The following is an 18,624-nucleotide window of genomic DNA, read 5'->3' as shown; positions in this document are numbered from 1 at the left end:
TCCAATCGTTGAGTGTTCACTTTTCAAGCGCCGCTACTGTCCAGTTTTCGAGCGCCGTCGACACCTCAGCGGGAGCGGACGATACCGAGACCCCTATCTCTGGGCGATGTATCGAGTCAGCGGGCTCGCGTCGGGTATCGAGACTCTGTGGTTCTCGGGGTACGAGTTCCAACCACGGTGGCTCGTTCTCTCGGCCAGCGGCGCTGGTATTCGCATCGTTCCCGATGGATTCGAACTGGCTCCGCCCGCCGATGCGGCTCTGTCGCGACGGTTCCGAGACATCTGCGCCCAACATGGTGCAACATCGGACACGCACCTTCCAGTCGCGCAGGTCGACCTTGACGGCGAACTCGTCGACACCGAGGACCGAGTCGCAATGGGTGCTGCTCTCCTGACTGCGCTCGTAGCGGCCGGTCTCTGACCGAACGAGCGGCTGGAGCTTCAGAAGCTATTATCAGATCCGCGGAGCGACGCGGTCAGCACGGAGATGTCGCTGCCGGTCGTGTATCCCGCCGACTGACGCTCGGTGAGTAGCCGGTCACGCCGCTCGGCGATGCGTGCCCGGATCAGGGCGATCAGAGTGATCGGGCCGTTGACGAGGAACTTCAGTGCGTTCCAGATGAACAGCAGCACGAGCAGGTTCAGCCACCCCGGCCCGCCATCGGCGATCCAGACGGTCAGCAGCCACGCGCCGAGCAGATACGGCACGGCAATCAGCATGGCGGGCACACCCCACTTCAGTCCGCGGCGCGTCCGCAGCGCGTTGAGCAGGATGTTCGTCGGCATGTACGTCCGCAGGAACAGCCGAACTCGGATGCTGAGATTCCAGAGCAGTCGGAACATGATGTCCGTCTCCTGAGAGGGTGCGTAGCTCCGCCGAGGAGGTAGATCATGTGGTGAGCGTCCCGAGGGGACCGTCGCAAGCGACCTAGAAAACGTGGCTACTACCTCGACACCCAGGGTACGCCCGACCTCGGACACACGGAAGGTTCCGCGCCAAGTCACTCTGGGAGGAGGACAACGACCTGGACGAGCGGCGGCCGAACTCATCAGCTCGGAAACCGTCAGCTGAGGGTATCGACCCAATCGTTCATCGGAGTGCTCACGACGTTGCCAGTGTGGACCGTCCCGAGGCCGTTCACATATCGAGAAGTCAACAGTGCCTTGTTGTGGTCGTTGAGATTCTGCTCGAAGACGCCGCCTACGAAGATCGGATCGGCCCACCCTCTGCCTGCTTCGTGTGCCAGGTGAGCGGCGCGGTTGACGACGTCGCCCATGTAGACGACATCATTGATTCCGCTGCCACTGAATCCCGCCTTGATCATGAGCACTCGGCCGTAGTCGACGCCGATGCCGATCTTCAGGGGGTCGATCCCCTTCTTCGCGTAGTGGTGGTTGAGGAGCTTGATGAGTGTGTTCGCCTGATAGGCAATGCCAAACACATCGTCAATGTGCGTCTTCTGCGTGGTCTTGTACACAGCCCAGACGCAGTCCCCAACGATATTCACTTCCCGGACGTACAGATCGGAGTTCAGCACCGCCACCATCTCAGAGATGAACGCGCGATATATCTTTGCGAGAATCGGACGCTTGTGCTTGGCGGTGAGCCCAGAAGAGTCTCGGATGTCGATGAAGACCGCCGAGCACATTCCATAGAACCCGTTCGTGAACGTGAGCTTGTCCCGGTCGGGCAGCCCGTCGACCTCCTCGAAGCTTCCTGCGGGCTGATCCAGGATCGCCTTGATCCGATCGGAACTGCTCGTGTAGCTGTACGCCTTGTAGTTGCCGTCCATGTTCCCGTCCTCAGATGCTTTCAATCCCGACGATGATTGCGACCGCCGCGACGCACGCGCCAGCCGCTAGGGCCGACCGGATCGCCCATTTCACGTACTTCGCCTTGAGCGTCGCGATCTTTGCGTTCGCGTGGACCTGATCAGCGAGATCCCGGACGAGTTCGCGCGGATCCGCTGTTAGCGTGCCCAGCACTTCCGTGTAGCCGGGACGGTCGCCTTTGAAATGTCGGGCGATGCTTGCGAAGAAGACGCGATTGATTGCTTCGGGCGCAGCGTCCTTGTCGTTGACGCGCGGAGTCAGAGTCCAGCCGCAGAGCGCCGCGGTCAGCACCGAGAGCGCGCAGGCAGCGACGACAATCACATCGAAGATGAGAGAGCGCTGCGTGAACTCCCTGACGAGGTTGAACAACATCGTGCCGAGAACACCAACGAAAGCGAGAGTTACCCCTGCCTTGGCGTCCGAGTGACGGATCCACTCGTTGACAAGGCTCAGCAGTTTCCACGCGTGATCAGGATCGGGGTCGGGCGCAGGCGGTCTCTTTGCACGGCGGAAGATCAGTAGAGGCACGCTTCGAACGTACTCGGGGGCCCGGACATCACGGGCAACTCAGTGCGTAGGCGTGGCCACCAAAGCACCTACGTGGAGGACACGGGACGACGTGCATCCGTGCCGCTACATGCCCAAGCGGGGCGTAGAGCGCTCTGGCACATACGATCCCGGCTCTGGTTCTGCTGCGCGTGCCGCGAGCTGCCGTGCGCGGTGGATCGCGGCGCGTGCTCGCGCGGCATCTGCGCGCTGCCGCGCGTCGTCGCCGATGAGTCCGAGCGCGCTGGTCTCCGCGACGCCGTAGGTGTCGCGGTAGGCCGCGACGGTGCGCGCCTCGCGTCGCCAAGTCGCGGCAAGCTGCGGATCGGCGGGCTCCGGGCCGAGTTCCGCGGCCCATGCCTCGGACGCCTCGACCGCTTCGGCGACGAGTGCGTCGGCCCGCTGCTCGATGAGTACGGCGCGTTCCCGGAGCGCGGCTCGCATGTCGTCGTCCATCGTGCCGAGCGCCGGGGTGATGAGTCCAGCGATGGGCGCGGCGGGCTGGCGCACGCGCCCCGCACCGTTCGCGCGCACCAGGGCTCGAATCACCCGTTCGTGGAGCACCGCGGCCACGTCGTCGGCGTCGTCGAGCGGACGCGAGGCGACGAGCGCGTGCAGCAAGCGCTCCGTGTCGTACCCGTCCGCCTCGGCGCGGCGCATCTCGGCACCGAGCACGCCGAACGCGGTCGATCCAATGGCAGCGTCGGCTTCGGCCTCGGTGAGTCGGGTGGCGCGCACGAGGGCTTCCCAACGTGGTTGCTGTGCAGCGGCGGCGATGGTCTCGTACTCGGCGGCGAGCTGGCCGACCGAGCCCCAGGCGTCCTGCTCGGCGGCGATCATCTGGCGGGCGGAGAGTTCCGCCCCAACGTGCTGGAGCACCCCGGCGAGCACCTTGCGGGCCGCGACTGCCTTAGTGTCCTGGGTAGGCGGATGGATGTGGTCGTCGTCGGGACGGTTGATCGAGACGTAGGCGGTGTTCCCGAGCCTTCCGCGGGTCATGGCGACGTAGAAGTTCTCGCGCGTCGCGCCGGGCTCGACGAGCGTGTGTCCGGTGTCGACGGTGACGCCTTGCGCCCGGTACGCGGTGACGGCGTAGCCGAGTTCGACGTGCTCGGCGACGTACTCGGCGGGAAGCCACACGGTCGCGCCCCAGCGCCGTCCGGCGGGACGCACCCGCAGCGACCCGTCGGCGCCGATGGCGGTGATCGTCCATCGACTGCCGTTGCGCACCCAGCCGCGGCCGATGCGCAGCTCGCGGTGGTTGCGGCGGGTGATGATCGCGTCCCCGACGGATGCCTCGGTATCGTCATGCAGCCGCACCTCGGCGCGCGGGTCGACCTGCCCGGCGAGGATGAGGTCAGCGCGGGCGCGCTGGTTCAGGGTGGTGGCCATCGCGCTCGACTCGGCGATGAGAATGCTCGCCAGTCCTGCGGCCCGGTCCCGCTGCCACGCAGCGTAGGCGGCATCAGCCATACGCTCGGCCTCCCCTGCATGGATGCGCCCGTGGGCCCGGTAGGTGTCGATGGCTTCGATGCGCCCGTGGCGCAGGTCGAGGGTGGCTTCCTTCTCCCAGGCTGCGGCGATGCGGCGCACGTCCGTCAGCTCGGGCACATCGACGCGGTGGGCGATGAGCATCCCGAACGCTCCCCCGGCGTCGACGGACTGGAGTTGCGCGGGGTCGCCCACGAGCAGCACCTTCGCTCCGGCGTCGGCCGCGACGCGCACGAGCCGATCGAGCGCGAGGGTTCCGGCGAGGGATGCCTCGTCCACGATCACGAGTTGCCCGGCGGTGAAGCTGATGCCGTGGTCGCGGTAGGTCTGCCACCACTTCGCGGTGTTCTCCGTCGGGATGCCGAGGTCACCGGCCAGCACCTCAGCCGCGACCGCGGACGGTGCCAGGCCGACGACCGAGCCGTGCCCGTGCTCGGCCTCCCACGCGCCCCGCAACGCGCGCAGCGCGGTGGTCTTGCCCGCCCCCGCGGGGCCGACGAGCAGGTCGAGCATCCGGCCTGACGACGCAATCGCTGCGAGTGCGGCGCGCTGGTCGTCGCCGAGCGCGCGCCCACGGCGGGGTTGCAGCGCATGCGCAATGGTTGCGTCGGCCAGGCGCGGTGCAACCTGCTCGCGGGAGCGTGCAAGCAGCCGATCCTCAGCAGCGAGCACCGCGGCACCGCTGAAGCGAGCGGAGTTGCGCGGGCGGAACACGCTCGTCCCGTCGGCACGCTGGAACGCTGCCGGGCTGGAGGCAAGCTCGGGCGGGGTGAGCCGGATGGACGCCTGCTCTGCGGCATCGACGATCATGCCAGTGATCGCCTCGCGGTCCTCCGTGCCGGTGAAGCGCCAGCCCATCGTCTGCCGTGCGGCCTCGGCGTACAGGTTCCAGAGGCTCCACGTCGTGCGCTTCTCGGCAACCGCGGCGACCACCGACACGCCGAGCCTGGCGATCCGCTCCAGCGGCACATCCTCCGCGCACAGGAGCTTCACGGGCTCGACCGCGACGGCTTCTCGCGCCCAGTCGGTTGCGTCCCGGCCCAGCAGTCGGCTCGCTTGGGTGCGCCACTCCTGGGTGAGTTCAGCCAGCGGGCGGACTTCCTTGTCGGGCCGGGTCGCCAGCGTCGCCTGTTGCCTCAGCCGGATGATCGTCTCCCGTGACGGCGCGTTCCCGTGCGTTCGCTCGTACTCGGCGACCAGCCTGTCCTTCTCGATGTCGATGTGCCGCGACCGGGACGAGAACTCGGCGACCAGCTCCTCGGGCACCGTGGCGACCGCCCACACCGGGTTGCGATCCGCGCCCCGGTCGCGCCGCTCCCACCCGACGCCGAGCACGCGGGTCAGGTGATCGGCGAACACCGCGGTGTGCAGCTCGCTCAGCGCCACGGTCGCCGCGTGCAAAGGCCGGCCATCGAGCGACCGCCACTTGCCGTCGAACAGGGTGCGCACCTTGTTGCTCACCACGACATGCGTGTGCAACTGCGGGTCGCTCGCCCGCGAGTCGAAGTGATCGAACGCGGTGGCGATGAGCCCGGTCACCTCGACCTGCGCAACAGCACCGTCGCGGGACGTTGCGCCCGAGCGCGTCGCTGCAAGCTCGCGCTCCATGAACGCAACCACCTCCGCAACCGCCGCATGGTGCGCCTCCGCGATCCGTGCCTGCGTCGTTGCGTCCGCAACCGCCCACAGCACAGAGGCGGACTTCGGCAGCGAGAAAGTGAAGTCGTACCCGGCGACCGCCCGCCGCGAGGTGCGCGCCGACTCCTCCGCCTCGATCACCACAACGGCCTCAGCTCGCTCATCCGCGCCCAACGCCGGATCGAGCCGCGAGATGCGCGCCGCGATCCGATCCTCGACGCTCGGGAACGCCGGATACGCCTTCCCCAGCGGATCGCCGGTCACCGGGTCGCGCCCCATCCCCAGCAGAAGCTGGAGCTGCGCCTCCGAGACCGGCGCGCCCTCGTGAATCTCACCCTCCCCGAGCGCCGCGAGCCCGCCGCCCATCCAGCGGCCCGGCGGTGTGCCCTGCTCGGCGTAGTACCGGGTCAGCGGCGTCGAGAGCGCCCGCTCGCCGTCAGCCGACGCCACGGAGCGCAGCAGGTACTTGTAGCCGTCCCCCGCCCCCATGACCCGCATCGAAACCGACACCCGGCACCGCCTCTCTCGTCAGAGAGGTGAGCCGCCGAGCCCGCCCTCAGGCGGGCTCAACCTCGATGTGCAAGACGTGTACTGGTCTCTGGAGGGCTTCCGAGATCAGACAAGGCGGGCGCGGACGACGGCGATGTCGCGCTCATGATCGCGCACGATCCTCTCGGCCTTGGTCGTGAACTCCGACTTGTGGATCACGACGAGCCGGATACCCTGCCGCGGCAGGATCTCCGCCTTTCGCTGGTCGTACAGCCGCCGCTGCCCGCCACGAGGCACACCGGAGACGGTCGCGCGACGGTCGAACCACGGGACGGCCACAGTGTGCTGCTTCTCCTGGAACTCAACTACGAGCCCCAGCGCAGGCCAATACCCGTCGACAGGGAGCCTGCGAGCCCGTCCGGTCGTCGGCGACACGTCACCGACAAGCCACAGGAACGTCGCCTGTCGCTCCCCGCGGACCCCGATCACCTGGTCGCAGAGGTCGAGAACGTAGTGCTCATCACTGTCGGCGCGCTTGCCCACGATGCCTACAGGTACTCGATCACGGCCACTACGCGGATGACGCCGTTGAACTCGTCGCCGCCTGCCACGGCGGACAGGGCGACGATGCGGTGCTCCGGCCGGGCGGCGAGCTCCTGCGTGAGCGCGTCCTTGATCGAACCGCGCATGAAGTTGTCGAGGCGCACCTCCACGATCGCTTGGTTGCTGGTCAGTCCCTGAGCCATGTCCATTCCCTCGATGCGCTCGACCGCGTGCTCGCCACGATACGGCGCATCGGCGACATCGGTCGGTGCCGATAACGTGAGTGTGCCCGAGAGGAACACCAACCACATGCCCCTGAGCCGTGACGAGGCGCAGCGTCTGCGCCCGGTGATTGAGGAGGTCACCGCGTGGTCGAAGCACGCCGCAGACCTCGCCGCCCACCGTGCCCGCGTCGCCGCTGATGCGGATACCGCCTTCGGCGCGCTTCGCGCGCGCATGGTCGATGTGGCGATCCGCAACGGGAGCCGCTGGAGCGTCCTGCCGCTGCGGGATGGTGACAGGGGGCAGCTTGGGCTCCTCGCCCGGTTCGCCGCCCTGCCGGAGATCCAGGCGAGTGAGGCGACATGGCTGGGTCAGCTCACGAACGAGGTGCCGCGGGCGCTGAGCGATGCTAGATCGAACTTCGGACTCCGCAAGCTGTTCAGCGGTGTGCGCTCCTGATCGCCACCGACGGACGCAAGGCCGCGCTCGACATCCGCATGGTCGTCCCCCGCGACCCGTCCGGGCCGAGCAAGGTCGACGTCGCCGCCGACGCGATCCACCGCATCTGGGAGCGCACCCGAGACAACGAGTACCTCGACACGGTGACCGGGCAGCCCTCCACGGTGCGCGGGTCGCTCCAGCTCGTGTTCTCCGATATCGGCACCCCGAACCAGGACAGGTGGAACGCCTACGACGAGCTGCGGCAGCAGCTCGTGCAGCGCGGCATCCCCGCCGAGCAGGTCAGGTACATGCACGAGGCGAAGACCGACGTGGAGAAGGCCCGCCTGTTCGCCGCGGCCCGCGCCGGCCACGTCGCCGTGCTCATCGGCTCGACGGAGAAGATGGGCGTCGGCACGAACGTCCAGGCCCGCGCCATCGCGCTGCACCATCTGGACTGCCCGTGGCGGCCCTCCGACATCGCGCAGCGCGACGGGCGCATCATGCGGCAGGGCAACCAGAACGAGGAAGTGGCGATCGTCCGCTACGTCACCGAGCGTTCCTTCGACTCCTACATGTGGCAGACGGTCGAGCGGAAGGCCGCGTCGTTCGCGCAGCTCCTGCGCGGCAAGATCAACGCCCGAGAGATCGAGGAGATCGACACCTCCGCGCTCTCCGCAGCAGAGGCCAAGGCCATCGCCTCCGGCAATCCGCTCCTGCTGGAGCACTCCGTCATCCTCAACGAGGTGAACCGGCTCCGCCGCCTCCAGCGCGCGCACGAGCGCAACGAGGACATGCTCGTCCACACCGGCAATCGCGCCCGGTCGTCCGCCGAGCGCGCCGCCGCGGACATTCGCGGGCTGGAAGCCGCCGCCCCACGGATGATCGACACGAGCGGCGACAGGTTCCGCATCACGCTCGGCACGCGCGACTACGACTCCCGCTCCGACGCCGCGCACGCCCTGGCCGCGTGGATGGGCGACTCCGGGCTGAAGTGGCTGCCCCGGTACGGGCACAAGGACTTCGGGATCATCGGCCGCATCTCCGGCTTCGACATCCACGTCGAGGCCCGCTCCGGGCTCACTACCCTCGATGTGACCGTCTCCCTGCCCGAGGTGCCCCGCTCGGGATTCACGATGCCGAAGGAGTCGTTCCTAGAGGCCGGGCTCGGACTCGTGCAGCGCATCGAGAACCGCGTCAGCGGCATCCCCTCCCTCCTCGACCAGGCCCGCGAAGACCTGGCAGAAGCCGAGCAGACCGTCGCTGACACCCAGCAGCGCCTGGGCCAGCCATTCCGCCACGCCCAGGCCCTCGCCGACGCCGAGGAAGACCTCGCCCGCGTCGAGTCCCAGCTCGCCGCGATGCAGGACGAACCCGCACCCGAGCCCGCCGCGCCAGAGTCCGAGCCCGTCGAGCTGACCGTCGAGGCTGTGCGCTCCTACGAACCGAACCTGGGATCACGAGAGGGCACGGGCGTTCCCGCTGCGGGAGACTGGAGCAGTACCGCTCCCCACAGCCCCGAGAGGGAACCGCCGGGACTGCGACTGTGAAACGCTTAGTGCAGGTTCTCGTTCTGGCTTGTAGACTGGACTACCGCAGGTTCTCGTATCCCGTTGCTGAAAGGAGTGTGTGATGTCGATCTTGCTCGCGCCCCGCCGCAACCGTCAGGGCGCGGCTGACGCCCGGCGCGCTGTGCTCGCGTCGCGGGGGCGCTTCTGGGAACCGGGCGACTTCTCGCTCACCCCGTCGACCGCGCACCATCTGCTCGGCGAACTAGAGACTCGCGGCGAACTGCGGCGCGTGCGCCGCGGCCTGTACTGGCGCGGGACGAAGACGCCGCTGGGCATGGCCCCGCCGCCGACCGAGCGACTCATCGACGCGCTCGCCCCCGGCCCCGGCGTGGGGCCAGCGGGCCTGTCCGCAGCGAATCTGCTGCGCCTGTCCACGCAGATCCCGCGCCGTGCGCTGGTGGCCGTCCCCGAACGGGCTCCGTCGGATGCCGGGCCGGTCGCGTTCGTGTCCCGCACGACGCGCACCGGCCGGGCGGAGGCTGGGCTGAACGCCACCGAGGTCGCCGCGCTCGAAGTCCTCGACGACTGGAACGCCGTGCTGGAGGTCACCCCGGACGAAGCCGCAAGGCGGCTGACCGACCTGCTGCGCAGCGGCGGCCTCCGCGCCGAGCGGCTCACCCAGGCTGCGGCCACCGAACCGGGCCGCACTCGTGCGCGCCTCACGGCGCTGCTCGCTGCGGCCGGGCGGGACGACCTCGCGGCACGGATTCCGTCGCCCGATCCCCGCACGCGCCAGGCGGCGCTCGCCACCTTGGAGGCGGCATGACCGATTCGACGCTGTGGCGAGATGACGATCCCGAGGTGTTCCGCGGCACGATCCTCGCCGCCGCGGAACGCCTCGGCGTGCAACCGCTCGCAGTCGAGAAGGACTACTGGGTCTGCGAGACGCTGCGCGCGATCACCACCGCCCATCCGGGCGAGGTGGTCTTCAAGGGCGGCACAAGCCTGGAGAAGCTGCGGATCATCCGGCGCTTCTCAGAAGACCTCGACCTGCTCGTCATCGGCCAGTACCCGTCGAAGAACGCCGAGCAGCGCGCGCTGCGAACCCTGCTCACTACCGCGGCGGAGGCGACCGGCGCGGAACCGACCGGCGTGACGGCGGGCGGCAGCTCCGGCTCGTTCCACCGATCCGGTTACCTCAGCCCGCCGCTGGAGCACCGTGGCACGCCCGGCGTGATTGCCGACCCTGCGGCGATCCTCGTGGAACTCGGCCAGTCCGGCGGGCCGAACCCGCACGCCCCGCACCCGGTCACCTCGCTCCTGGCACGCGAGCTGGGCGACTCGGGCTTCGACACGAGCGCATGGAATGACCTGGCCTCCTTCGACGTGCCGATCCTGCATCCGGGACGCACGCTGCTGGAGAAGCTGCTGCGAGTGAACAATTTCGCCGCCGACCCCGATGCCGCAGCCTCACCGCACGGCTGGCCGCGCATCGGGCGGCAGCTCTACGACATCTACGCGCTGCTCCGCGATCCCTCCGTGCGCGAGTTGCTGGCAGACAAGCCGCTCGTCGCCGACATCCTCGCCAGCGCCCGCGAGGTCTCCGCGGCGTTCGGCAAGCCCGACCTTCCCACGCCCGCCGGGGGCTTCGCAGCCTCCCCGGCATTCGACGCGGCATCCCCTTTCGCAGACCGCCTCCGAGCCGAGCACGATGCGGCCATGCGCGACCTCTACTACGGCACCGACGCACCGCCGAGCTTCGGCGACATACTGGCTCAGGTCCGGGCAGACGCGGCGCTCCTCGCACCCTGAGCCAGTTGCCCTCCGTGGTGGCTCACCCGTCGATGCCCGCGAACGCCTCGTCGAGCGCGTCAGCCGCGACCTCGACGATGAGGTCGGGACGCTTCGCGTAGTGCCCTTCCGTGATGTCGGTACTGCTGTGCCCGAGCAGGTCGCGTGCGACCTCGACGCCAGCCGTGTCCGATACCGCCGCAGCGACCGCCTTGCGGAGGCTGCGGAAGGTGAGATGCTCGGCGTCGACCCCGATAGCGAGCAGTTCCGGCTCGAACTCGCGGCGGAACATCCTGAGCAACTCGCCGACCGCGCTGGGGTCGCGCGGACGGCCGCGCTCGGTCGTGAACAGCACGTCGTCTGGATTCCGTTCGGGATCGGGAACGTGGCTCGCCACGAGTTCGCTCAGTACCTTCGCCGCGAACTTCGGAATGCGAACCCAACGCTTCTGCCGCTCCGCCTTGGGCGAGTCCTGACGGAACAGGCCGCGAGACTTGGTGCGGACCATCGTCCCGCCGACCCAGACCAGCGCCTCCATCGTGAGGCTTCCATCCGGTTGTTCCACCGCCTCGAACCGCACGTCCTGGAACCGGATCGCAATCGGTTCTGCTGTCCGCTCGGAGGTGCCGAGCGTGATGAGGATGTAGTCGGCGAGCAGCTTGTAGTTGGGCCGTCGGCCCACCGGATACCGCGCCCGGTGCCGCTCCGGCCACACCTCGCGGATGAGGTGGAGGATGTACTTGACCTGCACCGCGTCGAGTTCGAAGTACACCGTGTCCGGCTCGTCCGCTCGCCTGGTCGCACGGATCGGGTTCGCCACGACGACCGCTCCGTGCCGTGTGTTCTGGATCGACCCGGCAGCCGAGAAGTGCCCCTGCTGGATCGCCCAGTCGAACATGAGCGACATCACGTTCCGAACCTTGTTCGCGGTCGTCACCGACTTCTCCCGTGCGATGTCCATAAGCAGCCCATCAGCACGGTCGACGGTGATGTCGGCGATGGGGATGGCCCCGGCGCGCGGGATGACATGCGCGCGCACCACCGAGGCGTAGCCATCGACGGTCTGCTCGCGGCGCTGGCGCAGCACCCGCGGATCGTCGTCGTGGTACGCCGTCTTCAGCCACGTCGTCGCCAGCTCGGCGACGGTCATGAGCTGTGTTCGTCGCGCCAGAACTCGACCGACGGCGACACCAGCCGCTTCCTGCAACTCGGTCAGAGCCTCAGCCTCGGTCGCTCCGCTGCCGCTGGGACGACGCTCTTGCCCGTTGCCGTCATAGACCCGCGCTCGCGCGATGACCAGGCCGTTCGGCTCGACGGTGTAGGTCACCTTGCCGAGTTCGCCGAGCGCGCGCTTCGGCCGTGCCATCAGTCGCCCGCCCTGTCCGTCGGGGCCACGATCCGCCCCGCGATGAACGCCTCGACATCCTCATCGCGGTAGCGGACGTTGTGCGACGAGAGTGCGACGAACGGCAACCCGAGACCTCGGCTGCGCGCACGCTCTGTCCGCCAGTCAGCGAGCGTCCTGATCGGGATGCCCGTGTACTCGGCAAGCTCCTGCGGAGTCCAGAGGCGGGGGCGGGCGTCGCTCATACCAATGAGGTAGGCGGCACCACCCGCAGACCTCCAGCGAACCCCGTAGGACGGCCAAGAATCGAGTAAACGGACGGGTTCTCGGACAGTCGCAGCAGCGACCCTAGCCATGCTCACCATTGCACTTCCCTGTGTTTGCAGGGAAGTGTGAGCCTGCGGAACCCCCTCCGGTTCTCAGATCCTCAAGCCGAGCTGTACTTCGGCGTCTGAGCGACACCCGCACGAAGAGCCCGTCGGCACCGCGCCGGCGGGCTCTTCGCCGTCGTGCGGCGCTCCCTCAGACTGCTTTCCCAGCGGAAGCGCCTCGCGGACGATGCCGCGTGCTCCGTAGGATCGTCGCGTCGCTCTCCCCCGCGCACCACCCCGGCCGCGGGCAGGCAACGACAGAGACGAGGATCCATGTTCGCCGTCACCACCAATGACGTCCCCGGTTACCGCATCACGAAGGTGCTCGGCGAGGTGATGGGCTTGACCGTTCGCTCGGCGAACTTCGGCCAGAACTTCACCGCCGGCTTCCGCTCGCTCGCGGGCGGTGAGATGCCCGAATACACGAAGGTCATCTACGAGTCGCGCTTCGAGGTGATGCAGCGGATGTGGGCGGAAGCGCAGCAGCGGGGCGGCAACGCCGTCGTCGCGATGCGTTTCGACTCAGGAGCCATCGGGAGCTTCACAGAGTTCTGCGCCTACGGCACGGCCGTCGTCGTGGAGCCGATCGACCCGCCCCAGGGGTGAGCGCGGCACGGCGGCCGAGCGACGGGAGAGTGTGGTGGTCGACGCGTCGCGCCCGCTAGATTGAGCGCACCCGATAGCGTTACGCACCAACCCGGAGGTGCCCGTGGGCGTGCTCTCCCGCCGCCAGTTCCTCGCCGTCGTCGGCGGTCTCGCGGCCGCCGGTGCGCTGCCGGGCGACCAGTTGGCGCAGGCTCTGGCGACGGCGCCGCCGCGCGCGGCGATCGCCGAGTCTCCGTCGACGCTCGCTCGCACGATCCTGCAGGGCGCGGTGCAGAAGGGGTCCTACCGAGGGCTCGTGGCCGGTCCGGGTGAACCCCATCTGCCGCGCCTCGACGTGCTCCGTCGCGGCGCGACGGCCGGACGCGCGGCATCCCGTCGATCGCTGCTCTACCTCGCGCACCTGTCGGACATGCATGTGATCGACGCACAGTCCCCAGGCCGGATCGAGCCGATGATCGTCCAAGACCATTCGGCGTGGGGCTCGGCGTTTCACCCGCAGGATCCGCTCAGTCCGCACGTGATCGCGGCGATGACGAAGTCGATCTCGGACCTGCGCTACAGCCCGGTGACCGGCGCGCCCATGGATGCCGCCGTCGTCACCGGAGACAGCGCCGACATGCACTCTCATCGCGAGCTGCGTTGGTACATCGACCTCCTCGACGGCCTGAGCGTCGACCCGCGCACGAGCGACACGTTCCAGGGCGTGCAGGCGTGGGCTGAGGCCGTCTGGGCCTACCGTCCCGCTGATCCAACCGGCGGTGCGTTCGGCGCCTACGGGTTCCCCACGCTGCCGACTCTGCTCGACGAGGCCATCGCCCGCCCGGTCGCCTCGGTGGGCCTTCCCGCACCCTGGTACGCCGTGTACGGCAATCATGAGACCTTGTTGCTGGGCACCTTCGATCTGGACACCCAACTGCGTGCCCTGGCAGTGGGCGGTCGCAAGTCCTACACGCTGGAAGCGACCGCCGCGATGGCTTTGGGCGGGTACGCCGCGCGCACCAGCGCCGTCCAACAGACGCTCGACGCGTGGGGGCTCGAGCTCGGGCTGCGTCCGGGTTTCAAGGCCGTGCCCGCCAACCGCGACCGTGCACTCTTCACCCAGCAGGAGTTCATGCAGGAGCATTTCCGCACCGCCGATCGCCCCGGTCCCGTGGGGCACGGGTTCACCGACCACAACCTCAGCACCGGCGAGACGTGGTGGAAAGCGGACCTGTCCGCCAACGTGCGGGTCTTCGGGCTCGACACGTGCAATCAGGTCGCCGGCCCCGACGGTGCGGTCCCGAAGAATCAGTTCGACTGGCTTGAGGCCGAGCTTGCCGCGGCGACGAAGGAGCGCCGCCTGGCCATCGTGCTCAGTCACCACAACAGCGACACGCTCGAGAACCGCGCTCAGCGTCCCGGTCAGGACGAGGTGCTGCTCGGAGCGGACGAGTTCGTGGCGATGCTCACGCGGTTCCCCGTCGTCGTAGCATGGCTGAACGGGCACACGCACCTGAACCAGATCCTCGCGCATCCCGCCCCGACCGGTGGCGGCTTCTGGGAGATCACCACGGCATCCTGCATCGACTTCCCGCAGCAGCAGCAGACCGTCGAGCTCGTCGACAACCGCGACGGCACGCTCTCGCTCTTCACGACGGTCGTCGACCATGCGGCCGATCCGGTTCCGGGAAGCGGCGGCGACTACCTGGCGCTCGCGTCACGGAGCCGGGAGCTGGCGTCCAACGACTGGGCCGAGACGCCGCTCATGCGACGCGGCTCACCGCTCGACCGCAACACCGAGCTGCTGCTTCCTGCGCCGTTCGATCTCGCCACCATCAGCGACGCGGCGTTGGAGACGCAGCATCTGACCGCTCGTGCCCGCATTCTCGCGCACGAAGGAGCTCTGTCGTGACCTCGCGCCCGTCACGCGCCCTGGTCGTGGTCGCCGCGGCATCCGTGGTCGGCGCCCTGACCGGGTGCTCTCAGGTCGCTGCTCTCGCCCCGGTCGGCGGCAACGCACTCGCCGAGGTGCGCTTCGGAGCGAACGACGTCCTGCAGCAGAAGAACATCGCCGTGCTGACCGCGCCGGTCTGCGCGCTGGCGGAATCCGGACCGGTTGTCACCTGTTCCGGGACCAGCATCGATGGTCGGCAGATCACGGTCACCTCGAGCGTCGCATCCGACGCGCAGCTGGTCGTCGCCGTCGGCGGCGAGACGATCTTCTCCGGCGCGCTGACCGAGGTGCTCGACGAGGCGGCTCGCGGATGAGCATGTTGCGCTCCCGGGCACGTCGCGGCGTCCTGGCTGCACTCGTGGTCACGTCGCATGGCGGCTTGCAGGCCGCGTTCGTCGCCGTGGCGCCCCGGCTGCCGCTGGATGCCGGAGCGATCGCCCTCGCCGCCGCATCCGCACTCGTGATGCTCGTGGCCGCCGCTGCCCTGTGGACACTTGCCCTGCGCGCGGTGGCCCGTGGCACGCTCCTGACGCTTTTCATCGTGGGGCTCGTCGTCGGAGCATCCGCCGTCGTGGCACCCGTCGCGCTCCCGGTCGTCGTCGCGCTCGCGAGCCCGCTCATCGCGGTGGGCTCGCCATCCACGGCAGCAGCGATCGCGCGTCGGCATCCGTGGCGCACGCTGGCCTGGCTGATCGTGACGGATGTCGCGGTCGTGCTGGCGATGACCGTCGCGATGCTGCTCGGGCTGCTCTCCCCCGGTGCGCCCGGGGCTGCGCTGGCCTGGGTGCTGATCGGTGTCGGCGCCGTCGGTCTGATCGGCGCCTGGGTGCGATGGGCAGGTGCGAGGACCTCGCCGGGGCCGGCTCAGCCGTAGAACAGCTTCTCGAAGTCGCGGCGCGCCCGTCGCGCCGTGCGCAGCCACTCCTCCTCCACCAGAGTCGCCGAGCGTGCCGGATACTCCAGAAGCCGCCCGATGCCGTCCAGCTTGCCCCGGTCGGTCGGCAGCACATCGCTGGTCTGCCCCGACAGCAGCGTATTCGCCGATCTCAGCCGACTGGCCAGGCGCCACGCGTCGTGCAGGCGCTGCGCAGCGGCATCCGGTACCAGCCCGGCCACCCGCGCCGCCTCGAGGGCCTCGAGAGTGGACGTCGTCCGGAGGGGCAGGACATCGTGCGCGTGTTCGTGCTGCAACACCTGCACGAGCCATTCGACGTCGCTCAGGCCGCCGGGCCCGAGCTTGAGGTGACGTGCGCGATCGACGCCCTGTGGGAGGCGCTCGTTCTCGACACGGGCCTTGATGCGCTTGATCTCCCGCAGATCCTGCACCGCAGGCCGCGCGGGGTAGCGCACCTCGTCGGCGAGGGCCATGAAACGGTTGATGAGTTTCACGCTGCCAGCGACGCCGCGGGCCCGCAGCAGCGCCTGCGCTTCCCAGGACAGCGACCAGCGGCGGTAGTACTCGGTATACGAGTCGAGCGAACGCACCAGCGGCCCGTTGCGCCCCTCGGGCCGCAGATCGGCGTCGAGATCGAACGGAACGCGGTGGTCTTCGGAGTACGAGCGCAGGCCGCTGACGAGTTTGATCGCCAGATCGTGGGCGCGCTGCGGATCGATCCCGTTGGCTTCGTAGACGTACAGGACATCGGCATCCGATCCGAAGCCGAGCTCGGCGCCGCCGAAGCGCCCCATCGCGATGACGGAGAAATCAAGGGAGGCGTCCTGCGGAGCGACGATCTCGCGCCGGACGGCACGGAGAGTGGCCTGAATGGTCACCTCGCTGACCGTCGTGAGACCCTGTGCCAGCTCGTCGATGGTGAGGGTGCCGAGGATGGCGCCGAAGGCGAGGCGCAGCAGTTCGCGCCGACGCAGCGCGCGCACCGCTCGCATGGCGTCGCCGACCGTCTCGTGGCGTGTCTGGATCGCCCGCGCCTCCTCCTGCAGCGCGTGCCCGCCGCGCGGACGCAACTGCTCGTCTGAGTCGAGCCAGGCCACCGACTCAGGGATCCACTCCATCAGCTCGCCGATGTACCGCGAACCCGACAGCACGCGCGTGAGACGCTCGGCCGCCCCGGAGGAGTCCCGCAGCATGCGCAGGAACCAGGGTGTGTCGCCCAGGCGCTCGCTGATGCGTCGGAAGGCCAGCAGACCGTAGTCGGGGTCGACGCCGTCGGCGAACCAACGGATCATCACCGGCATGAGGTGACGCTGGATCGTCGCCTTCCGGCTCAGCCCGCCGGTGAGAGCGCCGATGTGCCGGAGGGCCCCCGCCGGATCGTGGAATCCGATCGCCGCCAGCCGGTCGTGCGCCTGATCCGGCGACAGCTGATGCTCGTCGGAACTGAGCGCCGCCACCGCAGACAGCAGCGGACGGTAGAACAGACGCACGTGGATCTCGCGGACCTCGCGCTTGATCCCTTCCCACAGCGCCCACACGGCGGGCCCGGTCTCGGCCAGCCCGGAGGAGCGGGCCAGCACACGTAGGCCCTCGGGGTGCTGCGGCATCAGGTGGGTTCGTCGAAGATCCTTCAGCTGCATGCGATGTTCGAGTACGCGCAGCATGCGGTAGTCGCGGGAGAAGGTCGCGGCATCCTCACGGCCGATGTAACCGGCGCCCGCGAGGGCCTCCAGCGCGTCGAGCGTGCCACGCTGACGAATGCTGTCGTCGGTCAGTCCGTGTACGAGCTGCAGCAGCTGCACCGTGAACTCGATGTCGCGGATGCCGCCGGGTCCGAGCTTGAGTTGATAGGCGACGTCGGCGGGAGGGATGTGCTCGGTGACGCGTTCACGCATGCGCTGCACGCTGTCGACGAAGTTCTCCCGGGCAGCGCTCGTCCAGATCTTCGGCTGGACGGCGGCGACGTATGCGTCGCCGAGCATGCGATCACCCGCGAGTGGACGGGCCTTCAAAAGGGCTTGGAACTCCCAGCTCTTGGCCCACCTGTCGTAGTACGACAGGTGCGAGTCGAGCGTGCGGACGAGGGCGCCCTGTTTGCCCTCGGGCCGCAGATTCGCATCCACCTCCCACAGCGGGGGCTCGATCTCCATTCCCGAGATGCCACGCATCGTCTGGACGGCGAGTCGCGTGGCGATGTCGATGACGCGGCTCTCCCCCACCTGCTCGACGAGCTCATCCGAGCCGCCGCCGACGAAGATCACGTCGACATCACTGACGTAGTTGAGCTCTCGAGCGCCGGTCTTGCCCATCCCGATGATCGCCAGCCGTGTGGCGGAGACCTGCTCCCGGGGGAACAACCCGGAGCCCGGCGCACCGCCGGCGACGCGGGTGCGCGCCACGCAGAGAGCTGCCTCCAGAGCCGCCCCGGCCGCGTCCGCAAGGCTTGCGGCCACCGACGCCAGGACGTCGACCCCATCCTCGGCGCCGAGATCATACGTCGCGATGCGTGCGAGCATGCGGCGGTAGCGCACGCGCAGCGCCACCCACGCGCTCTCATCGCCCGTGGCGGCGAAGCCATCGGCATCCGCTCTCACAGCGTTCGTGAGCTCTGCGCGAAGTTCGTCGGCCGTCGGCAGCGGCGCACCCGCACCCGTGAGATGAGCCAGCTCGTCGGGATGGCGCAGGTAGAAGTCCGCGAAGCCGCTCGAGGCGCCGAGCAGCCGCCAGACGCTCGAGGAGACGCGACGCAGGGCGCCTCCGACGGCCGGTGCGTCACGTCGTGCGATGCGCGCCAGCGCCGACAGAGCGGCGTCGGGGTCGCCCGCTTCCGCAGCCCCGCGCAGAATCTCCTGCCGGTCCATCGCGAGCGCATCGACCAGCTCGGTCAGCAGTGCGTCGGCGTCGCCGAGCTCACCGAACCCGTCGCGCGCCAGCTGTGTGAGAACCGACGTGCGCTCGTTCGAGGACACGGC

18 protein-coding genes are annotated in these 18,624 nt (G+C 68.9%); 9 read left to right on the top strand and 9 right to left on the bottom strand.

Features of this window, described 5'->3' with window-relative positions; translation table 11 throughout:
* On the top strand, positions 1–421 hold a 421-nt coding region (locus AS96_RS15590), incomplete at its 5' end, for a hypothetical protein (RefSeq protein WP_231477045.1).
* Between the two features lie 20 nt (positions 422–441).
* On the opposite strand, the gene AS96_RS02060 is transcribed toward AS96_RS15590, so the two are convergent.
* From AS96_RS02060 to AS96_RS02035, 6 genes are all read right to left on the bottom strand, one after another.
* Entirely contained in the window at positions 442–843 is a 402-nt protein-coding gene (locus AS96_RS02060) for a sulfate permease (protein WP_231477044.1), read from the bottom strand.
* A gap of 221 nt (positions 844–1,064) precedes the next feature.
* Positions 1,065–1,793 (bottom strand): adenylate/guanylate cyclase domain-containing protein, encoded by a 729-nt coding sequence (locus AS96_RS02055; RefSeq protein ID WP_036285135.1) that lies wholly within the window; start codon positions 1,791–1,793, stop codon positions 1,065–1,067.
* 10 nt (positions 1,794–1,803) lie between these two features.
* Entirely contained in the window at positions 1,804–2,361 is a 558-nt protein-coding gene (locus AS96_RS02050; protein WP_100810668.1) for a Pycsar system effector family protein, read from the bottom strand.
* Positions 2,362–2,466: 105 nt separating this feature from the next.
* On the bottom strand, positions 2,467–6,006 hold the full coding sequence (gene mobF / locus AS96_RS02045) for a MobF family relaxase (protein WP_051498721.1): 3,540 nt from the start codon (positions 6,004–6,006) through the stop codon (positions 2,467–2,469).
* Between the two features lie 117 nt (positions 6,007–6,123).
* Positions 6,124–6,540, bottom strand: coding sequence for a hypothetical protein (locus AS96_RS02040; protein WP_036285127.1), 417 nt, complete (start codon positions 6,538–6,540; stop codon positions 6,124–6,126).
* Between the two features lie 5 nt (positions 6,541–6,545).
* On the bottom strand, positions 6,546–6,851 hold the full coding sequence (locus AS96_RS02035; RefSeq protein ID WP_036285125.1) for a hypothetical protein: 306 nt from the start codon (positions 6,849–6,851) through the stop codon (positions 6,546–6,548).
* Between AS96_RS02035 and AS96_RS02030 the strand changes: the two genes are divergently transcribed.
* The 4 genes from AS96_RS02030 to AS96_RS02015 all read left to right on the top strand — a co-directional run bounded on the left by AS96_RS02030 (position 6,850) and on the right by AS96_RS02015 (position 10,523).
* Positions 6,850–7,221: a hypothetical protein gene (locus tag AS96_RS02030; protein WP_036285122.1), complete on the top strand. Its 372-nt coding sequence runs from the start codon at positions 6,850–6,852 to the stop codon at positions 7,219–7,221. The genes AS96_RS02035 and AS96_RS02030 overlap by 2 nt on opposite strands.
* A gap of 38 nt (positions 7,222–7,259) precedes the next feature.
* A complete protein-coding gene (locus AS96_RS02025; RefSeq protein ID WP_051498720.1) occupies positions 7,260–8,750 on the top strand; it encodes a helicase-related protein in 1,491 nt (496 codons plus the stop codon).
* An 82-nt stretch (positions 8,751–8,832) separates the two neighbouring features.
* Positions 8,833–9,537: a hypothetical protein gene (locus AS96_RS02020; RefSeq protein ID WP_036285114.1), complete on the top strand. Its 705-nt coding sequence runs from the start codon at positions 8,833–8,835 to the stop codon at positions 9,535–9,537.
* Positions 9,534–10,523: a nucleotidyl transferase AbiEii/AbiGii toxin family protein gene (locus AS96_RS02015; protein WP_036285112.1), complete on the top strand. Its 990-nt coding sequence runs from the start codon at positions 9,534–9,536 to the stop codon at positions 10,521–10,523. The genes AS96_RS02020 and AS96_RS02015 overlap by 4 nt, the downstream gene beginning before the upstream one ends.
* A gap of 22 nt (positions 10,524–10,545) precedes the next feature.
* Here AS96_RS02015 and AS96_RS02010 read toward each other — a convergent pair whose 3' ends face one another.
* Both AS96_RS02010 and AS96_RS02005 read right to left on the bottom strand, forming a co-directional pair.
* Positions 10,546–11,868: a tyrosine-type recombinase/integrase gene (locus tag AS96_RS02010; RefSeq protein WP_036285109.1), complete on the bottom strand. Its 1,323-nt coding sequence runs from the start codon at positions 11,866–11,868 to the stop codon at positions 10,546–10,548.
* Positions 11,868–12,092: a helix-turn-helix transcriptional regulator gene (locus AS96_RS02005; protein ID WP_036285107.1), complete on the bottom strand. Its 225-nt coding sequence runs from the start codon at positions 12,090–12,092 to the stop codon at positions 11,868–11,870. The genes AS96_RS02010 and AS96_RS02005 overlap by 1 nt, the downstream gene beginning before the upstream one ends.
* A 399-nt stretch (positions 12,093–12,491) precedes the next feature.
* On the opposite strand from AS96_RS02005, the gene AS96_RS02000 reads away from it, so the two are divergent.
* The 4 genes from AS96_RS02000 (at position 12,492) to AS96_RS01985 (ending at position 15,631) form a co-directional block, all read left to right on the top strand.
* Complete coding sequence (locus AS96_RS02000; RefSeq protein WP_036285104.1) at positions 12,492–12,824, top strand: YbjQ family protein; 333 nt, start codon at positions 12,492–12,494, stop codon at positions 12,822–12,824.
* A gap of 103 nt (positions 12,825–12,927) precedes the next feature.
* Complete coding sequence (locus AS96_RS01995) at positions 12,928–14,715, top strand: TIGR03767 family metallophosphoesterase (protein ID WP_036285101.1); 1,788 nt, start codon at positions 12,928–12,930, stop codon at positions 14,713–14,715.
* Entirely contained in the window at positions 14,712–15,071 is a 360-nt protein-coding gene (locus AS96_RS01990) for a hypothetical protein (RefSeq protein WP_036285098.1), read from the top strand. The genes AS96_RS01995 and AS96_RS01990 overlap by 4 nt, the downstream gene beginning before the upstream one ends.
* The gene (locus tag AS96_RS01985; RefSeq protein WP_155947509.1) at positions 15,068–15,631 is read left to right on the top strand and encodes a hypothetical protein; all 564 of its coding nucleotides are present in this window, start codon (positions 15,068–15,070) and stop codon (positions 15,629–15,631) included. Before AS96_RS01990 ends, AS96_RS01985 begins: the two co-directional genes overlap by 4 nt.
* On the opposite strand, the gene AS96_RS01980 is transcribed toward AS96_RS01985, so the two are convergent.
* Entirely contained in the window at positions 15,622–18,621 is a 3,000-nt protein-coding gene (locus AS96_RS01980) for a bifunctional [glutamine synthetase] adenylyltransferase/[glutamine synthetase]-adenylyl-L-tyrosine phosphorylase (RefSeq protein ID WP_036285086.1), read from the bottom strand. The genes AS96_RS01985 and AS96_RS01980 overlap by 10 nt on opposite strands.
* Positions 18,622–18,624: the final 3 nt, after the last annotated feature.

This window comes from Microbacterium sp. MRS-1 (assembly GCF_000585455.1).
GTDB lineage: Bacteria > Actinomycetota > Actinomycetes > Actinomycetales > Microbacteriaceae > Microbacterium > Microbacterium laevaniformans.
Note: the sequence above shows the minus strand (reverse complement) of the source record. Positions and strands in the feature narration are given on the sequence as shown.

Coding starts and splice junctions, on each gene's coding strand:
- AS96_RS02020 (WP_036285114.1), top strand. CDS start 8,833: ATGTCGATCTTGCTCGCGCCCCGCCGCAACCGTCAGGGCGCGGCTGAC.
- AS96_RS02015 (WP_036285112.1), top strand. CDS start 9,534: ATGACCGATTCGACGCTGTGGCGAGATGACGATCCCGAGGTGTTCCGC.
- AS96_RS02000 (WP_036285104.1), top strand. CDS start 12,492: ATGTTCGCCGTCACCACCAATGACGTCCCCGGTTACCGCATCACGAAG.
- AS96_RS02055 (WP_036285135.1), bottom strand. CDS start 1,793: ATGGACGGCAACTACAAGGCGTACAGCTACACGAGCAGTTCCGATCGG.
- AS96_RS02060 (WP_231477044.1), bottom strand. CDS start 843: ATGTTCCGACTGCTCTGGAATCTCAGCATCCGAGTTCGGCTGTTCCTG.
- AS96_RS01985 (WP_155947509.1), top strand. CDS start 15,068: ATGAGCATGTTGCGCTCCCGGGCACGTCGCGGCGTCCTGGCTGCACTC.
- AS96_RS02030 (WP_036285122.1), top strand. CDS start 6,850: ATGCCCCTGAGCCGTGACGAGGCGCAGCGTCTGCGCCCGGTGATTGAG.
- AS96_RS02035 (WP_036285125.1), bottom strand. CDS start 6,851: ATGTGGTTGGTGTTCCTCTCGGGCACACTCACGTTATCGGCACCGACC.
- AS96_RS02025 (WP_051498720.1), top strand. CDS start 7,260: ATGGTCGTCCCCCGCGACCCGTCCGGGCCGAGCAAGGTCGACGTCGCC.
- mobF (WP_051498721.1), bottom strand. CDS start 6,006: ATGCGGGTCATGGGGGCGGGGGACGGCTACAAGTACCTGCTGCGCTCC.
- AS96_RS02010 (WP_036285109.1), bottom strand. CDS start 11,868: ATGGCACGGCCGAAGCGCGCGCTCGGCGAACTCGGCAAGGTGACCTAC.
- AS96_RS02005 (WP_036285107.1), bottom strand. CDS start 12,092: ATGAGCGACGCCCGCCCCCGCCTCTGGACTCCGCAGGAGCTTGCCGAG.